The sequence below is a fragment of the Pseudomonas sp. PDM02 genome, assembly GCF_014852285.1.
Lineage (GTDB): Bacteria > Pseudomonadota > Gammaproteobacteria > Pseudomonadales > Pseudomonadaceae > Aquipseudomonas > Aquipseudomonas migulae.
The window spans coordinates 206,001-222,183 of record NZ_JACVBL010000007.1 but is presented as its reverse complement, the minus strand read 5'-3'; the positions used below and the strand labels follow the sequence as shown (position 1 = coordinate 222,183).

At 61.8% G+C, this 16,183-nt stretch carries 14 protein-coding genes; 12 read left to right on the top strand and 2 right to left on the bottom strand.

What is annotated here, in order from left to right:
- Window positions 1-492: 492 nt before the first annotated feature.
- Window positions 493-1,011: a DUF2062 domain-containing protein gene (locus IB245_RS14470; RefSeq protein ID WP_008031552.1), complete on the bottom strand. Its 519-nt coding sequence runs from the start codon at window positions 1,009-1,011 to the stop codon at window positions 493-495.
- Between the two features lie 135 nt (window positions 1,012-1,146).
- Between IB245_RS14470 and IB245_RS14465 the strand changes: the two genes are divergently transcribed.
- From IB245_RS14465 to IB245_RS14410, 12 genes are all read left to right on the top strand, one after another.
- Window positions 1,147-3,369 carry a DNA internalization-related competence protein ComEC/Rec2 gene (locus IB245_RS14465; protein ID WP_192227917.1) on the top strand — a complete coding sequence of 741 codons (2,223 nt, stop codon included), beginning with the start codon at window positions 1,147-1,149 and terminating at the stop codon, window positions 3,367-3,369.
- Window positions 3,370-3,467: 98 nt separating this feature from the next.
- Window positions 3,468-4,106, top strand: a complete 639-nt coding sequence (locus tag IB245_RS14460) for a MotA/TolQ/ExbB proton channel family protein (protein WP_008045105.1) — start codon at window positions 3,468-3,470, stop codon at window positions 4,104-4,106.
- Window positions 4,103-4,534, top strand: coding sequence for an ExbD/TolR family protein (locus tag IB245_RS14455; RefSeq protein ID WP_008031559.1), 432 nt, complete (start codon window positions 4,103-4,105; stop codon window positions 4,532-4,534). The genes IB245_RS14460 and IB245_RS14455 overlap by 4 nt, the downstream gene beginning before the upstream one ends.
- On the top strand, window positions 4,534-5,544 hold the full coding sequence (gene lpxK / locus IB245_RS14450; protein ID WP_192227916.1) for a tetraacyldisaccharide 4'-kinase: 1,011 nt from the start codon (window positions 4,534-4,536) through the stop codon (window positions 5,542-5,544). Before IB245_RS14455 ends, lpxK begins: the two co-directional genes overlap by 1 nt.
- 24 nt (window positions 5,545-5,568) lie before the next feature.
- Window positions 5,569-5,754, top strand: coding sequence for a Trm112 family protein (locus IB245_RS14445; RefSeq protein WP_007945752.1), 186 nt, complete (start codon window positions 5,569-5,571; stop codon window positions 5,752-5,754).
- Entirely contained in the window at window positions 5,751-6,515 is a 765-nt protein-coding gene (kdsB, locus tag IB245_RS14440) for a 3-deoxy-manno-octulosonate cytidylyltransferase (RefSeq protein WP_008045101.1), read from the top strand. Before IB245_RS14445 ends, kdsB begins: the two co-directional genes overlap by 4 nt.
- On the top strand, window positions 6,515-6,985 hold the full coding sequence (locus IB245_RS14435; protein WP_192227915.1) for a low molecular weight protein-tyrosine-phosphatase: 471 nt from the start codon (window positions 6,515-6,517) through the stop codon (window positions 6,983-6,985). The genes kdsB and IB245_RS14435 overlap by 1 nt, the downstream gene beginning before the upstream one ends.
- The gene (gene murB, locus IB245_RS14430; RefSeq protein ID WP_192227914.1) at window positions 6,982-8,001 is read left to right on the top strand and encodes a UDP-N-acetylmuramate dehydrogenase; all 1,020 of its coding nucleotides are present in this window, start codon (window positions 6,982-6,984) and stop codon (window positions 7,999-8,001) included. Before IB245_RS14435 ends, murB begins: the two co-directional genes overlap by 4 nt.
- Before the next feature lie 247 nt (window positions 8,002-8,248).
- Window positions 8,249-8,719 carry a (2Fe-2S)-binding protein gene (locus IB245_RS14425; RefSeq protein WP_008031566.1) on the top strand — a complete coding sequence of 157 codons (471 nt, stop codon included), beginning with the start codon at window positions 8,249-8,251 and terminating at the stop codon, window positions 8,717-8,719.
- Window positions 8,716-11,037: a xanthine dehydrogenase family protein molybdopterin-binding subunit gene (locus IB245_RS14420; RefSeq protein ID WP_192227913.1), complete on the top strand. Its 2,322-nt coding sequence runs from the start codon at window positions 8,716-8,718 to the stop codon at window positions 11,035-11,037. The genes IB245_RS14425 and IB245_RS14420 overlap by 4 nt, the downstream gene beginning before the upstream one ends.
- The gene (locus tag IB245_RS14415) at window positions 11,037-12,020 is read left to right on the top strand and encodes an XdhC family protein (RefSeq protein WP_192227912.1); all 984 of its coding nucleotides are present in this window, start codon (window positions 11,037-11,039) and stop codon (window positions 12,018-12,020) included. Before IB245_RS14420 ends, IB245_RS14415 begins: the two co-directional genes overlap by 1 nt.
- Window positions 12,017-12,607, top strand: coding sequence for an NTP transferase domain-containing protein (locus tag IB245_RS14410; RefSeq protein ID WP_192227911.1), 591 nt, complete (start codon window positions 12,017-12,019; stop codon window positions 12,605-12,607). Before IB245_RS14415 ends, IB245_RS14410 begins: the two co-directional genes overlap by 4 nt.
- A gap of 164 nt (window positions 12,608-12,771) precedes the next feature.
- On the opposite strand, the gene rne is transcribed toward IB245_RS14410, so the two are convergent.
- The gene (rne, locus tag IB245_RS14405; RefSeq protein ID WP_192227910.1) at window positions 12,772-15,996 is read right to left on the bottom strand and encodes a ribonuclease E; all 3,225 of its coding nucleotides are present in this window, start codon (window positions 15,994-15,996) and stop codon (window positions 12,772-12,774) included.
- Window positions 15,997-16,183 lie beyond the last annotated feature (187 nt).

Genomic DNA, 16,183 nt, shown 5'->3' with positions numbered 1-16,183 from the left:
AGATCGTATTTATCCAAACGCATCTGCATTTTCCTTGTAGGAGCCAGCTTGCTGGCGATGGACGTCAACGATAACGCGTGCTTTCTGAATGAACGCGGTGTCCAGACGCTTTTCGCGGGCAAGCCTCGCTCCTACAGGGAATCGCGTTTGCTTTCGCTTTTCACCACTCATCAGGCCGAGCGTTAGCTCGCCTTCCGCTTTTGATCTGAGCGCCCCCTCGAGAGGCCGAGTGGAGGTTCTGCGCAGTGGGCAACCCGGCATGGATGCCGGGTTAGCCGCCCCCGGCCATGGATGGCCGATGGCGGCGGGCCCACGGAGCAGGACCGGAGCGAGGGCATGCCGAGCCTAGGCGAGGCACCGAACGAAAGGGGCAAGAGCCCTTGGTTACTTGGGGCTCTTCCAAGTGACTCGCCGTAAGGGCGAAACCAATAGCCGCCGTCACCGCAGTAATGGATATGTAACCCCCGATCCAATCCCGCCCAGCTACCGCATTCACAACATCCGCTTCTTCTTGCGCCGAGCCCACTGCCGACTCACCCACCACCGCCAATACATCATCACCAGGCAATAAGCGAGCGCCCCCAACACCAGCCCCACCACAACCGACCCCAGCAAAAACGGCTGCCACAGCGTAGACAGCTCCCCGCTGATCCACTCCCAGGTCAACTCATCCGGCAGATGACGAGCCGGAACATCCATCAACCACGCCCCAGTCTGGTACGTACAAAAAAACACCGCAGGCATGGTGATCGGATTAGTCAGCCAGACCAGACTGACCGCAATCGGCATATTGCCGCGTACGACAATGGCCAGAACCGCCGCCACCAGCATCTGCAACGGAATCGGCAGGAACGCCGCAAACAAACCCACCGCCATCGCCCGTGCGACCGAGTGACGGTTGAGGTGCCAGAGGTTCGGGTCATGCAACAGCGTGCCGAGAAAGCGTAAGGATTTGTGTTCCCTGATGCTGATCGGGTCTGGCATGTAACGTTTGAATAAGCGCCGGGGCATAGGGCTTCTCGGTCGGTTAAGGCGGCAAGTATGTCTGGATTCTATGAGCCGCCCATTCAGACTTTGTGACAATTAATAACGATGCACGTGCCGCGAGCCGGCTATGCCTAGGAGGGGACTCTCAAGGACGGGCGTATGCGCACAGGGATGATGGCGCTGGCGTTGGGTCTGCTGGCCCTGCGTTTTTTGCCGGTATTACCGCCGGTCTGGTTATGGCTGGTGTTGCCCGTAACGGGTTTGATGGCGCTGCCGTTCCGCACGTACCCATTGGCGTTTTTTCTGTTCGGCTTCAGTTGGGCCGGCGCAAATGCGCAGTGGGCGCTGGATGATCGTTTGCCAGCGCATCTCGATGGCGAAACCCGTTGGGTCGAAGGGCGGGTGACCGGTTTGCCGCAGAACAATGACGGAGTTGTGCGCTTCGAACTGACAGACGTCCGGTCGCGACAGGCCAAGGTGCCGCAACGGATGCGCCTGGCCTGGTATGACGGACCGCCGGTCAACAGTGGTGAACACTGGCGGCTCGCGGTGAAGTTGAAGCGTCCTGCCGGGCTGCTCAATCCCCATGCCTTCGATTACGACGCCTGGCTGCTGGCACAACGCATCGGCGCTACCGGAACGATCAAGGACGGTGAGCGGCTCAGGGAGGCCCGATGGGCCTGGCGCGACAGCATCCGCCAGCGATTGCAAACCGTGGATGCCCAGGGGCGAACCGGGGTGTTGATTGCGCTGGTGCTGGGGGATGGTGCCGGGCTGAGTCGTGAGGATTGGCAGGTGCTGCAAGATACCGGCACCGTGCATTTGCTGGTGATTTCCGGACAGCACATCGGTTTGCTGGCGGGGGTGGTTTACCTGCTGATTGCCGGACTCGCTCGTTATGGGGTGTGGCCGAACCGCTTGCCGTGGCTGCCATGGGCCTGCGCACTGGCATTCGCCGCCGCCCTTGGTTACGGACTGCTGGCGGGGTTCGAAGTGCCGGTGCGGCGGGCCTGCGTGATGATCGGCCTGGTGCTGTTGTGGCGCCTGCGATTTCGTCACCTCGGCGCCTGGTGGCCTCTGTTGCTGGCGCTCAACGCTGTTTTGTTACTGGACCCGCTGGCGAGCCTGCAACCGGGTTTCTGGCTGTCCTTCGCCGCAGTGGCGGTGTTGATCTTCACCTTCGGCGGTCGCTTGGGGCCGTGGCGATGGTGGCAAACCTGGACCCGTGCTCAATGGCTGATCGCGATCGGCCTGGGCCCATTGCTGTTGGTTCTGGGATTGCCGATCAGTCTCAGCGGGCCGGTCGCCAATCTGCTGGCGGTGCCCTGGATCAGTTTGCTGGTATTGCCACCGGCTTTGCTGGGAACCCTGTTGTTGCCGCTGCCGTATGTGGGCGAGGGCTTGTTGTGGTTGGCGGGTGGGCTGATCGACTGGCTGTTCAAGGGCCTTGGGTTGATGGCCGGTCAATTGCCCGCGTGGGTGCCCGTGGCGATTCCATTGTGGATATGGGCACTGGGCATGCTCGGCGCGTTTCTTCTGTTAATGCCTCGCGGTGTACCGCTGCGCCCGTTGGGTTGGCCGTTGTTGCTGTTGCTGGTTTTTTCACCACGGCCACTTTTGCCCGAGGGCATCGCCGAAGTCTGGCAACTGGATGTCGGCCAAGGGTTGGCGATTCTGGTGCGGACTCGCCATCACACGCTGCTGTATGACACCGGACCACGCTTCGGCGACTTCGATCTAGGCGAGCGAGTGGTCCTGCCAGCGATGCGCAAACTCGGCGTGAACGAACTCGACCTGATGTTGATCAGCCATGCCGACGCCGATCACGCTGGTGGTGCGCGAGCGGTTGCCAATGGTTTGCCGATAAAGCTGGTGCTCAGCGGTGATCCCTTGGCGCTGCCTGCCGAATTGCACGCCGATGCCTGCGAGAGTGGCCAGCAATGGACCTGGGACGGCGTGAGGTTTCAGCTCTGGCAATGGCCTTCGGCCACGGACCGCAATCAAAAATCCTGCGTGCTGCAAATCGAAGCCAATGGCGAGCGATTATTGCTGACCGGAGACATCGACAGCGCCGCCGAGCGTGCCCTGCTCGACAGCCCGCTCGCAGTGCCCACCGATTGGTTGCAGGCGCCGCACCACGGTAGCCGCAGCTCGTCGTCGATGGCGTTGCTCACTGCGTTGCAACCCAAAGCCGTGCTGATATCTCGCGGCAACGGCAATTCGTTCGGTCACCCGCACCCCACGGTCATGGCCCGTTATAAAAAACGCGGTATGGAAATCCATGACAGCGCCGAGCAGGGCGCCATCCGTCTGCACCTCGGACGCTTCCATCCCCCGTGGACGATGCGTCAAGAACGGCGTTTCTGGCGTTCCACGCAATAACCGCGAGTTATGAAAGCCCGACCGGATGCGACATCACGGTCTTCGGTGCATCGACCCCCTATGTTAGAGTGGCGCACTTTTTCGAGGGGACTGTCACTGTGTGGGAATTGGTCAAATCCGGCGGCTGGATGATGCTGCCGATCATTCTGAGTTCCATCGCGGCCATGGCGATCGTCGCCGAGCGTCTCTGGACCCTGCGCGCCAGTCGTGTGACCCCGGAACACTTGCTCGGGCAGGTCTGGGTGTGGATCAAGGACAAGCAACTCAATAAAGAAAAACTCAAGGAATTGCGCGCCAATTCGCCATTGGGCGAGATTCTGGCGGCGGGCCTGGCCAACTCCAGACATGGTCGCGAGATCATGAAAGAGTGCATCGAAGAAGCCGCCGCACGGGTGATTCATGAGCTCGAACGCTACATCAATGCGCTGGGCACCATCGCCGCCATGGCGCCGTTGCTGGGTTTGCTCGGCACCGTGCTGGGCATGATCGATATTTTCAGCGCGTTCATGGGGACGGGCATGGGCACCAATGCCGCCGTGTTGGCCGGTGGTATTTCGAAGGCCTTGATCACCACGGCTGCTGGTCTGATGGTCGGTATCCCTGCGGTATTTTTCCACCGTTTCCTGCAACGCCGCATCGATGAGCTGGTGGTGGGCATGGAGCAGGAAGCGATCAAGCTGGTCGAGGTGGTACAGGGTGATCGTGACGTGGACCTGACCGAGGGCAAAAAAGCGTGAAATTCCGCCGCAAACCGCGGGAAACGGTCGACATCAACCTCGCGTCGCTGATCGACGTGGTGTTTATCCTGCTGCTGTTTTTCGTCGTGACCACTACCTTCACCCGTGAAACCCAGTTGCGCGTCGATCTGCCCGAAGCGGTCAGCGGTTCGCCTGCCGAAGACCAACAGGTCAAACACCTGGACGTGGCCATCAGCGCCGAAGGCGTGTTCTCGGTGAACAATCAGGTCTTGCAGAAGAACGATCTGACCGCGCTCATGGACGCGTTGCAAAAAGAATCCAACGGTGACACCAACCTGCCGCTGTCGATCAGTGCGGATGGCAAGACCCAGCATCAATCGGTCATCACCGCCATGGACGCCGCCGGCAAACTCGGCTTCAGTCACCTGCGCATGACCACTGTCGAGGCGGCGCAGCCCGCGCCCTGATGGCCATGTCCGATCGCTTGCTCGCCGCGTGGTACCAGGGTCATCCGGCCCTGAAGCTGTTGCAGCCGCTGGAGTGGCTGTACCGGCGCGTGGTCATGAACAAGCGCAAACGCTTTCTGGCGGGTGAGGGCGAGATTTATCAGCCACCGGTGCCGCTGATCGTCGTCGGCAACATCACGGTGGGCGGCACCGGCAAGACGCCGCTGATTCTGTGGATGATCCAGCATTGTCAGCGCAGCGGCTTGCGGGTCGGCGTGGTCAGCCGTGGTTATGGCGCCAAACCGCCGCAACTGCCATGGCGCGTCGAGTCCGATCAAAGCGCCGACATCGCCGGCGATGAACCGCTGCTGATCGTCCAGCGTACCGGCGTTCCGTTGATGATCGACCCGGACCGCAGCAGTGCGGTCAAAGCGCTGCTGGCGAGCGAACCTCTGGACCTGATTCTCTCCGACGACGGCATGCAACATTACCGTTTGGCCCGCGACCTTGAGCTGGTGTTGATTGACGCCGCCCGAGGCCTGGGCAACCAGCGCTGCCTGCCTGCGGGACCGTTGCGCGAACCGGTCGAACGCCTGCAAAGCGTTGACGCGGTGCTGTTCAACGGCGCTACTGATGATCGCGACAACGGTTTTGCCTTCCAGCTGCAACCCACGGAACTGGTCAACCTGCACAGTGGCGAACGCCGTCCCCTCGACCACTTCCCAGCAGGCCAGGCGCTGCATGCCGTGGCCGGGATCGGCAATCCGCAGCGTTTCTTCACGACCCTTGAAACGCTACACTGGCAGCCAGTCCCGCATGCATTTGCCGACCACGCCGAGTACAGCGTGCAGGCCTTGAATTTCACACCGTCATTGCCGTTGGTGATGACCGAAAAGGACGCGGTGAAGTGCCGTGCCTTCGCCGCCGCCGATTGGTGGTACCTGGCGGTCGATGCTGCGCCATCGCCGGCCTTCGTGGCCTGGTTCGATACGCAGTTGATGCGCCTGTTGCCGGCTCGACTTTTGCCTTAAACCGTTTATATCCAGGGAATGCTCATGGACACCAAATTGCTCGACATCCTCGCTTGCCCGGTCTGCAAAGGCCCGCTCAAGCTCAGCGCCGACAAAACCGAGCTGATCAGCAAGGGCGCCGGCCTGGCGTACCCGATTCGCGACGGCATCCCGGTGATGCTCGAAACCGAAGCTCGCACGCTGACCACCGACGAGCGTCTGGATAAATGACCACAGCCTTTACCGTCGTCATTCCATCGCGTTACGCCTCGACCCGCCTGCCGGGCAAACCGCTGCTGCTGATCGCCGGCAAGCCGATGATCCAGCACGTCTGGGAACAAGCGTGCAAAAGCAGCGCCGAGCGTGTGGTGGTTGCCACTGACGATGCGCGCATTGTCGAGGCGTGCATTGCGTTTGGTGCCGACGTGGTGCTGACCCGCGAAGACCACAATTCCGGCACGGACCGTTTGGCTGAAGTCGCTGCAAAACTCGGTCTGGCGTCCGACGCGATTGTGGTCAACGTGCAGGGTGACGAACCGCTGATCCCGCCAAGCGTGATCGATCAGGTCGCGGCCAACCTCGCGGCCCACACCGAAGCGCGCATGGCCACGCTGGCCGAGCCGATCGAAGATGTCGAAACCCTGTTCAACCCCAACGTGGTCAAGGTGGTCAGCGACCTCAATGGCCTGGCACTGACGTTCAGTCGTGCGACGTTGCCATGGGCTCGGGACGCGTTCGCGAAAAGTCGCGACGTGCTGCCGGAAGGCGTGCCGTATCGCCGCCACATCGGCATCTATGCCTACCGCGCCGGTTTCCTGCATGACTTCGTCAGCTGGGGCCCGTGCTGGCTGGAAAACACCGAATCCCTGGAACAGCTGCGTGCGCTGTGGCACGGCGTGCGGATTCACGTCGCCGACGCGCTGATCGCACCGCCCACCGGCGTCGATACGGCTGAAGACCTCGAGCGCGTTCGTCGACTGCTGGAGGCCTGATGCGGGTTTTGTTCGTTTGCCTGGGCAACATCTGCCGTTCACCCACGGCCGAAGGTGTGCTGCGGCACAAATTGCGCGAAGCGGGGCTGGCCGATCAAGTCGAAGTCGCCTCCGCCGGCACCGGTGACTGGCACGTCGGCAGGGCTCCGGACAAACGCAGCCAGGCCGCGGCCAAGCTGCGCGGTTACGACCTGTCGATGCAGCGCGCCCAGCAAGTGACCCGCGCCGATTTTTCCACGTACGACCTGATCCTGGCGATGGACAACAGCAACCTGAGTGACCTCATGGCGCTGCAACCTGCCAAGGGCAAGTCCAAGGCCGAACTGGACCTGTTCCTGCGTCGCTACCAGTCGCAAGTCGATGAAGTGCCGGACCCTTACTACGATGGCAACCAGGGCTTTGAGCAGGTGCTCGACTTGATCGAAAGCGCTTGTGATCGACTGGTGATCGAATTGAAGGGCCGGTTATGAGTTTGCAGGTTCAGCCACAGGTTTCGCTCAAGCCTTACAACAGCTTTGGCGTGGACGTTCAGGCGCGCTTGTTTGCCGAGGCTCACAGCGATGCCGACGTGCGCGAGGCGCTGGCCTATGCGGTGGAGCATGACGTGCCGTTGCTGGTGATCGGTGGTGGCAGCAACCTGCTGCTGACCGCCGACATCCAGTCGCTGGTGCTGCGCATGGCCACCCGCGGGATTCGCATTTTGAGCGACGACGGCAACAAGGTCGTGATTGAAGCCGAAGCCGGCGAGCCTTGGCATCCGTTCGTGCAACACACCCTGGCGCAGGGGTTGTCGGGTCTGGAAAACCTCAGCCTGATCCCCGGCACCGTCGGCGCGGCACCGATGCAGAACATTGGCGCCTATGGCGTGGAGATCAAGGACGTGTTCGCCGGCCTGACCGCGCTGGATCGCCAGACTGGCGAGCTGCGCGACTTCACGCTGGCCGAATGCAACTTCGCTTACCGCGACAGCCTGTTCAAACAGGAACCGGGGCGCTGGTTGATCCTGCGGGTTCGGTTCGCCCTGGACCGTGCCGAGCACTTGCATCTGGAGTACGGCCCGGTGCGTCAGCGTCTGACCGAGCAAGGCATCGATCACCCGACCGCCACCGACGTCAGCCAGGCGATTTGCAGCATCCGCAACGAAAAGCTTCCGGACCCGGCGGTGCTTGGTAACGCCGGCAGCTTCTTCAAAAATCCCTTGGTGTCGGCTGCACTGGTCACTCGGCTCAAAGGCGAATACCCGGACCTGGTGGCTTACGCGCAACCCGACGGGCAGATGAAACTGGCTGCGGGCTGGCTGATCGAGCGGGCAGGGTGGAAAGGTTTTCGCGAGGCCGACGCAGGCGTGCATAAGTTGCAGGCGCTGGTGCTGGTCAACTACGGGGCCGCGACTGGCCTGCAGTTGCTGAACCTGGCACAGCGCATCCAAAAGGACATTTCAGATCGTTTCCATGTCGATCTGGAAATGGAGCCCAATCAGTATTGAGGCTACGCTTTCAAGGCTGATCTCAAAGCCCTGCACATCTTCGATTGTGCAGGGCTTTTTTGTTAATGCTGGGTTAACTTAGCCCCCTAACGATGCAAGCATTTGCTCCATCAAGGGCCCGATGCAGACATCTCCGTCCGCATAAGAGAGCCTCATTAGCCTGAGTCGATCTGCGTGATGCCAACCGCTAATCCCCCAGCGGCAGATTGCTCGACCCCATAACCCATACCACTATGCGGGCGTGCCCATGATTACCCTGAAACTCAATGGTCAAGACCATCAACTCGATGTCACCGAGGACATGCCGCTGCTCTGGGCCATCCGCGACGTGGCCGGTTACAACGGTACCAAGTTCGGCTGCGGCATGGGCCTGTGCGGCGCCTGCACCATTCACATCGAAGGCGCCCCGGCACGCAGTTGCATCACGCCGATCGGCTCGGTAGTCGGTCAGAACGTCAGCACCATCGACAACCTGCACGCCGACCCGGTCGGGCAAATCGTGCAGCAAGCCTGGCTCGACACCGCCGTCGCCCAGTGCGGTTACTGCCAGGGCGGGCAGATCATGTCCGCCACCGCACTGCTCAAGACCAACCCGAACCCGAGCGACGAACAGATCGAAGAGGCGATGGTCGGCAATATTTGCCGTTGCGGCACCTACAACCGCATCAAGACCGCCATCCGCCAGGCATCCACTCACCTGAAGGAAGCCAAGGCATGAGCCAGTTCCCGAATGATTTCGCCCTGAGTAACCTCAGCCGCCGCGGCTTCCTCAAAGGCGTCGGTGCCACCAGTGCGCTGGTGGTCGCCGCGAGTTGGGGCTGGCAGGACGCGTTCGCAGCCGAGAAGGAAAAGAAATTCGGTGCCGACGGCATGCCCAACGGCTGGATCGATGATCCGAAGGTGTACGTCAGCATCGCTGCGGATGGCACGGTGACCGTGGTTTGCAACCGTTCGGAAATGGGCCAGGGCGTACGCACCAGCCTGACCATGGTCGTGGCCGATGAACTTGAAGCCGACTGGGCGCTGGTGAAAGTGCAACAGGCGCCGGGCGATGAAGTGCGCTTCGGTAACCAGGACACCGACGGTTCGCGCAGCATGCGCCACTGGTACGAGCCGATGCGCCGCTGCGGTGCAGCCGCGCGGACCATGCTCGAACAGGCGGCCGCCGAACAGTGGAAAGTCCCGGTCGGCGAGTGCCACGCGCAATTGCACAAAGTCATCCATAAACCGAGCGGTCGTGAACTGGGTTACGGCGCGCTCGCCGTCGCTGCCGGTGCGCTGGCGGTGCCGGCGCGTGACAGCCTGCGGCTCAAGGATCCGTCAGAATTCCGCTACATCGGCAAGGAAGGCACCAAGGCCATCGACGGTGCTGACATCGTCAACGGTCGCGCGATCTACGGTGCCGACGTGCATATTGACGGCATGCTTTACGCCGCAATTGCACGTCCGGCGGTGTACGGCGGCAAGGTCAAATCCGTGGATGACAGCGCGGCGCTGAAAGTCCCCGGGGTGGTCAAAGTCATCCAGATCGAAGGCCGTCCGCTGCCCTCGGAGTTTCAGCCGCTGGGCGGCGTGGCGGTGGTGGCCAGCAATACCTGGGCGGCGATCAAGGGCCGCGATGCACTGAAAATCGAATGGGACGACGGCCCCAACGCCAGCTACGACTCGATCGCCTATCGCAAGGAAATTGAAGCGGCGTCGCTCAAACCCGGCAAAGTGGTGCGCAATACCGGCAACATCGACCAGGCCATGAGCGGCGCCGACAGCACCCTCGAAGCCTCTTACTATCTGCCGCACCTGACGCAAGCGCCGATGGAACCGATGGTCGCCATCGCCCGTTTCAAGGATGGCGTGTGCGAAGCTTGGGCGCCAAGCCAGGCGCCGCAGGTCACCCGTGAACGAATCGGCGAACGCCTGGGCATTCCGTTCGATAACGTCACCTTCCACGTCACCCTGCTCGGCGGCGGTTTCGGCCGCAAGTCCAAGCCGGACTTCATCATCGAAGCGGCGATCCTCGCCAAGGAATTCCCCGGTAAGGCGGTGCGGGTGCAATGGACTCGTGAAGACGACATCCATTGTTCGTATTTCCACACCGTCTCCGCTGAATACCTGAAGGCCAGCCTGAACAAGGACGGCTTGCCGTCGGGTTGGTTGCACCGCACGGTCGCGCCGAGTATCACCGCGCTGTTCGCGCCGGGCATGAACCATGAGGCCGCTTTCGAGCTGGGCATGGGCTTCACCAACATGGCTTACGCGATCCCCAACGTGCGCCTGGAGAACCCGGAAGCGGCGATTCATACGCGGGTCGGCTGGTATCGTTCGGTGTCGAACATTCCTCACGGCTTCGCGATCCAGTGCTTTGTCGATGAGTTGGCGCACAAGGCCAAACAGGATCCGCTCAAGTACCAGATCAAATTGCTCGGTCCGGACCGTCAGATCGATCCGCGTACGTTGAGTGAAGAGTGGAACTACGGCGAGTCGCCCGAACGCTATCCGATCGACACCGGGCGCATGCGCACCGTCCTTGAAACCGCCGCGAAAGCCGCGGGTTGGGGCCGAGAGTTGCCGAAGGGCAGAGGCCTGGGACTGGCGGTGCATTACAGCTTCGTCACTTACGTGGCGGCGGTGATCGAGGTCGAAGTCAAAGATGACGGCACGTTGATCGTGCACAAGGCCGATATTGCGGTGGATTGCGGCCCGCAGATCAACCCCGAGCGAATTCGCTCGCAGTTCGAAGGCGCTTGTGTGATGGGGCTGGGCAACGCGGTGCTGGGCGAGATCAGTTTCAAGGACGGCAAGGTCCAGCAAGACAACTTCCACATGTACGAAGTGGCGCGCATGTCCCTGGCGCCGAAGGAAGTTGCCGTGCATCTGGTCACGCCGCCGGGCGCGGTGCCGTTGGGCGGTGTCGGTGAACCTGGCGTGCCGCCGATTGCGCCGGCGCTGTGCAATGCGATTTTCGCCGCCACCGGCAAACGCATCCGCAACTTGCCGGTTCGTTATCAATTGCAAGGTTGGCAGAAGGCCGAGGCTTGATGGACAGCGTCGATCTGAATGTCCTGCGCAGCGTGCTGGAATGGCGCCGCGCCGGTCAGCGAGTGGTGTTGTACAGCGTGGTCCAGACCTGGGGCACCGCGCCCCGGGCACCTGGCGCGATGTTGGCCTTGCGCGAAGATGGAGTGGTGATCGGTTCGGTGTCCGGTGGTTGTGTCGAGGATGACTTGATCGCCCGGCTGCACGATGGCCGGATTCCGGCTGATGGGCCGCCGGTGCAGTTGATCACTTACGGCGTTACTCGCGAGGAGGCCGCACGGTTTGGTTTGCCGTGTGGCGGCACGTTGCGCCTGACCGAGGAACGAGTCGGCGACCCGGCTTGGGTTGCCGGGTTGCTGGTGAGTTGCGAGGCGCATGAAATCACGGCGCGCTCGCTGGATATCGCGAGCGGTGAAGTAACGTTGCAGCCGGCGACCAAGAACGATGCGCTGAGTTTTGACGGCACCACGCTACGCGCGATTTACGGTCCGCGTTGGCGGTTGTTGTTGATCGGCGCGGGGCAATTGTCCCGTTATGTTGCCGAGATGGCGCGGCTGCTGGATTTCGAAGTGCTGATCTGCGATCCACGCACCGAGTTCGTCTACGGCTGGGAAGAACAGCACGGGCGTTTCGTATCCGGTATGCCGGACGAAGCGGTGCTGAACATCCAGACCGACGAACGTACGGCCATCGTCGCGCTGACCCACGATCCACGCCTGGATGACATGGCGTTGCTGACGGCGCTCGATTCCAGGGCGTTTTACGTCGGTGCGCTGGGTTCGCGGGTCAACAGCCTGAAGCGCCGGGAAAACCTCGCTCAGCTAGGCTTGTCCCAAGAGGCCATCGAGCGCTTGCACGGCCCGATCGGCCTGCACATCGGCAGCCATTCCCCGGCGGAAATCGCCTTGTCGCTGCTGGCGGAAATTGTCGCGATCAAGAACGGCGTCGAGCTGAAACAGAAGAAGCCGTTGCAGGAGGAGGCATGAGCGGGCCAATCGGCGTCATCGTGTTGGCGGCGGGGCAGGGCACTCGGTTTCGACAGGTGGCGGGGGCCGACAGGGACAAGTTGTTGGCGGACTGTACGGGGCGCGATGGCGCCGTTCGTTCGGTGATCGAGCAGGTGTTGGTGAGTTTGCCGGCCACGCTGGCGAAACGCGTGCTGGTGACGACCGAAGATCGCCCGCAAGTGGCTCGTATGGCTCAGGCGTATGGTTTCGAGATTGTGCTGATCGAGTCGACCGGCTTGGGCGACAGCATTGCGGCTGGGGTGGCGGCGTGCCCGCAGCTCGGTGGCTGGTTGATTGTGTTGGGGGATATGCCGTTCATTCTGCCGTCGACGGTTGAGCAGGTGTTGGCGGGGATTGCTGAAGATGGGATCAGTGTTCCGGTGATCAATGGCGAATACGGGCATCCGGTTGGTTTCGGGCGAACGTTTGGACCGGGTTTGAAGGCGTTATCGGGTGATCGCGGGGCCAAGCCGTTGTTTGCGTCGGCAAGGGTGGTTGAGGTGGCGGTGGAGGATGCCGGGGTGTTGTGGGATGTGGATGTGCCTGAGGCGTTGGTTTTCGCCTGATACACCGCTTTCGCGGGCAAGCCTCGCTCCTACAGGTTTTCCGCCGATCACTGTAGGAGCGAGGCTTGCCCGCGAAGAACGATAACGCGGTCTAACTGTGGAACCGCCGGCATAAAAAAGCCCCGCCTGGGTTACCAGGCGGGGCTTTTTAGTAGCCGATGGAATCAGACGAGAGGTTTAGGCTCGTGCTCTTTTTCCTGGGCTTGCTCGTGTTGCTCTACCGCTTCCTGAACGGAGCGTGGAGCTTCGTCGATCACGGAGTCAGTTGGCTCGGCAGCCACTTCAGCAGCCGGGGCAGGAGCAGCCTCGACGACTTCAGCAACAACCGGTGCCACTTCGACAGCGACCGGAGCAGCAGCGGCAGCCAGTTCGGCTTCCTTCTGCAGGCGCTCTTCTTCACGCTTGCGACGACGCACTTCACGCGGGTCGTTAGGTGCGCGGCCACTTGGTGTCAGGGCGCTGGCCGGGGCAGCTTCAACCACTGGTGCAGCCACTTCGGCGACAACAGGGGCTTCAACAACCGGAGCCACTTCTGGTTCGGCAGCCACAACAACAGGCTCGACAACCGCAACTTCAGCAACTGGTGCTGGCGTTTCGACCGCTACCGGCTCGGCAACCCAGTTGAAAGCGGTTTGCTCTTCGCGAACTTCACGAACGGTTTCGGTCACGGTTTCAGCGACGGTTTCAACAACCGGCTCTGCAACCACGGCAGGCGTTTCAACAACGACGGCAGGCTCGGCGGCAGCTTCGACTTCAGGCTGTGCTTCACGAACCGGAGCCACTTCGACTTCTGGAGCGGCAGTTACTTCTACAGGCGTGGTCGCTTCAACGACTGGCGCTTCGACTGGAGCAGTTTCCAGTGTGGCGGCAGTGGCGCGTTCGGCTTGCTCGTTGGCCTGTGCTTCGGCCGGAGCGCTGATCACGGTGCTGGCAACGGCTGCGGTAACAGCCAGGCCAGCGGCCAGATCGGCAGCGCTTGGTGCTTCGGCGCCTTCGTTACCTTCGGCGGACTCGGATTCTTCCGAACCTTCGATCACGTTGCCGTTGGCATCGCGTTGACGCTCGCGACGGTTGCTGCGACGACGCTGGCCACGGGAGCGGCGGCGTGGACGATCGCCTTCGGCGCCTTCCTGACCGTCTTCCTGCAGTTGCTCTTCGTTGCCAGTCAGCTCTTCTTCAGCAACGGCGGCAGCGGCTTGCTCGGCGCGTGGTTGACGCTCTTCACGCGGAGGACGTGGCGCACGCTCTTCGCGTGGCTGACGAGCTGGACGCTCTTCAGCAGTAGCGGTAGCGGTAGCGGCAGCAGCAGCCGGAGCGGCGGCGTCCAGCGGTTCACGCAGTTCACGAACGCGTTCTTCACGCTCGCCACGTGGCTTGCGATCTTCACGAGGCGCGCGCGGTGCACGTTCTTCGCGAGGGGCGCGTGGTGCGCGCTCTTCACGTGGAGCGCGTTCTTCACGAGCGACTGCCGGGGTTTCTTCACGGGCTTCGCGTGGCTCACGTGGTGCGCGTTCTTCACGCGGTGCACGTTCCTCGCGAGGCTTGCGCTCTTCATCGCGGCGACCGTTACGGTTGCGGCTCTGCTGACGACCGTTGCGACGCTCTTCGTTGCGGGCCGGGCGCTCGGTGGTCGCTGGTTTTTCAACCACAACCGGAGCAGCAGGCTCTTCTTTGGTAGCGAACAGGCTGACCAGCGACTTCACCAGGCCTTTGAACAGGCTTGGCTCTGGCGCGGCGGCCGGTGCAGCAACCGGTGCGGCGACGACTTCGGTCGGAACCGGAGCGTTGGCGCGGGCCGGCGCAGTCTTGACCGCGGCTTCCTGGCGAACCAGGGTGCGGGTCGCAGCGGCTGGCTGGACTTCTTCGACTTCGGCAGCGGCAGCAGCGATTTCGTAGCTGGACTGGTTGATGCTGGCTTCCGGGCTGTCATCACGCAGGCGCTGAACTTCGAAGTGCGGCGTTTCGAGGTGATCGTTCGGCAGAATGACGATGCGGGCACGGGTGCGCAGTTCGATCTTGGTGATCGAGTTGCGTTTTTCGTTAAGCAGGAAGGCTGCGACCGGAATTGGCACTTGTGCGCGAACTTCGGCGGTGCGGTCTTTCAGGGCTTCTTCTTCGATCAGTCGCAGGATCGCCAGCGACAGCGATTCAACATCACGGATGATGCCGGTGCCGTTGCAACGCGGGCAAACGATGCCGCTGCTTTCGCCGAGCGATGGACGCAGGCGCTGACGGGACATTTCCAGCAGGCCGAAGCGCGAGATGCGGCCAACCTGCACGCGAGCGCGGTCGGCTTCCAGGCATTCGCGGACTTTCTCTTCCACGGCGCGCTGGTTCTTGGCAGGGGTCATGTCGATGAAGTCGATGACGATCAGGCCGCCGATGTCGCGCAGGCGCAACTGACGGGCGATTTCTTCGGCGGCTTCAAGGTTGGTCTGCAGGGCGGTTTCTTCGATGTCGCTGCCTTTGGTGGCGCGCGCCGAGTTGATGTCGATGGACACCAGGGCTTCGGTCGGATCGATAACGATGGAACCACCGGAAGGCAGCTCGACGACGCGCTGGAAAGCGGTCTCGATCTGGCTTTCGATCTGGAAACGGTTGAACAGCGGAACGCTGTCTTCGTACAGCTTGATCTTGCTGGCGTACTGCGGCATCACCTGGCGGATGAAGGTCAGGGCTTCGTCCTGGGCTTCAACGCTGTCGATCAGCACTTCGCCGATGTCCTGGCGCAGGTAATCGCGGATGGCGCGGATGATCACGTTGCTTTCCTGGTAGATCAGGAATGGCGCGGAGCGATCCAGCGAGGCTTCTTTGATGGCGGTCCAGAGTTGCAGCAGGTAATCAAGGTCCCACTGCATTTCTTCGCTGCTGCGGCCCAGGCCGGCAGTGCGCACGATCAGACCCATGTCGGCCGGTGCAACCAGACCGTTCAGGGCTTCACGCAGTTCGTTGCGCTCTTCACCTTCGATGCGACGGGAGATACCGCCGGCACGCGGGTTGTTCGGCATCAGAACCAGGTAACGACCGGCCAGGCTGATGAAGGTGGTCAGGGCTGCGCCCTTGTTGCCACGTTCTTCTTTTTCGACCTGAACGATGACTTCCTGGCCTTCGCTCAGGACGTCTTTGATGTTGACGCGGCCTTCAGGGGCTTTCTTGAAGTATTCGCGGGAGATTTCTTTGAGGGGCAGGAAGCCGTGGCGCTCGGAGCCGAAATCGACAAAGGCAGCCTCAAGGCTTGGTTCGATGCGAGTAATCCGGCCTTTATAGATGTTGGCCTTCTTCTGCTCGCGTGCACCGGATTCGATGTCCAGGTCGTAGAGGCGTTGGCCATCTACCAGTGCAACACGCAACTCTTCGGGTTGAGTTGCGTTAATCAGCATTCTTTTCATGTAGTACCGTCGGTTTCCGGGCTGCCGGAAACGGCGTTCGGCACACACGACTTCTCATGGTCGGTGTCAGGTGCGTCGGGAGTGGTTGGCCATTCCCGTGTCTAGCGAAGTCCGGCCAATGTGGGCCTTCGTCGCGACGTACGCGTCCTGCTTGCTGTGGCTACTTAAGCACTCAGTCAGGAGGAGG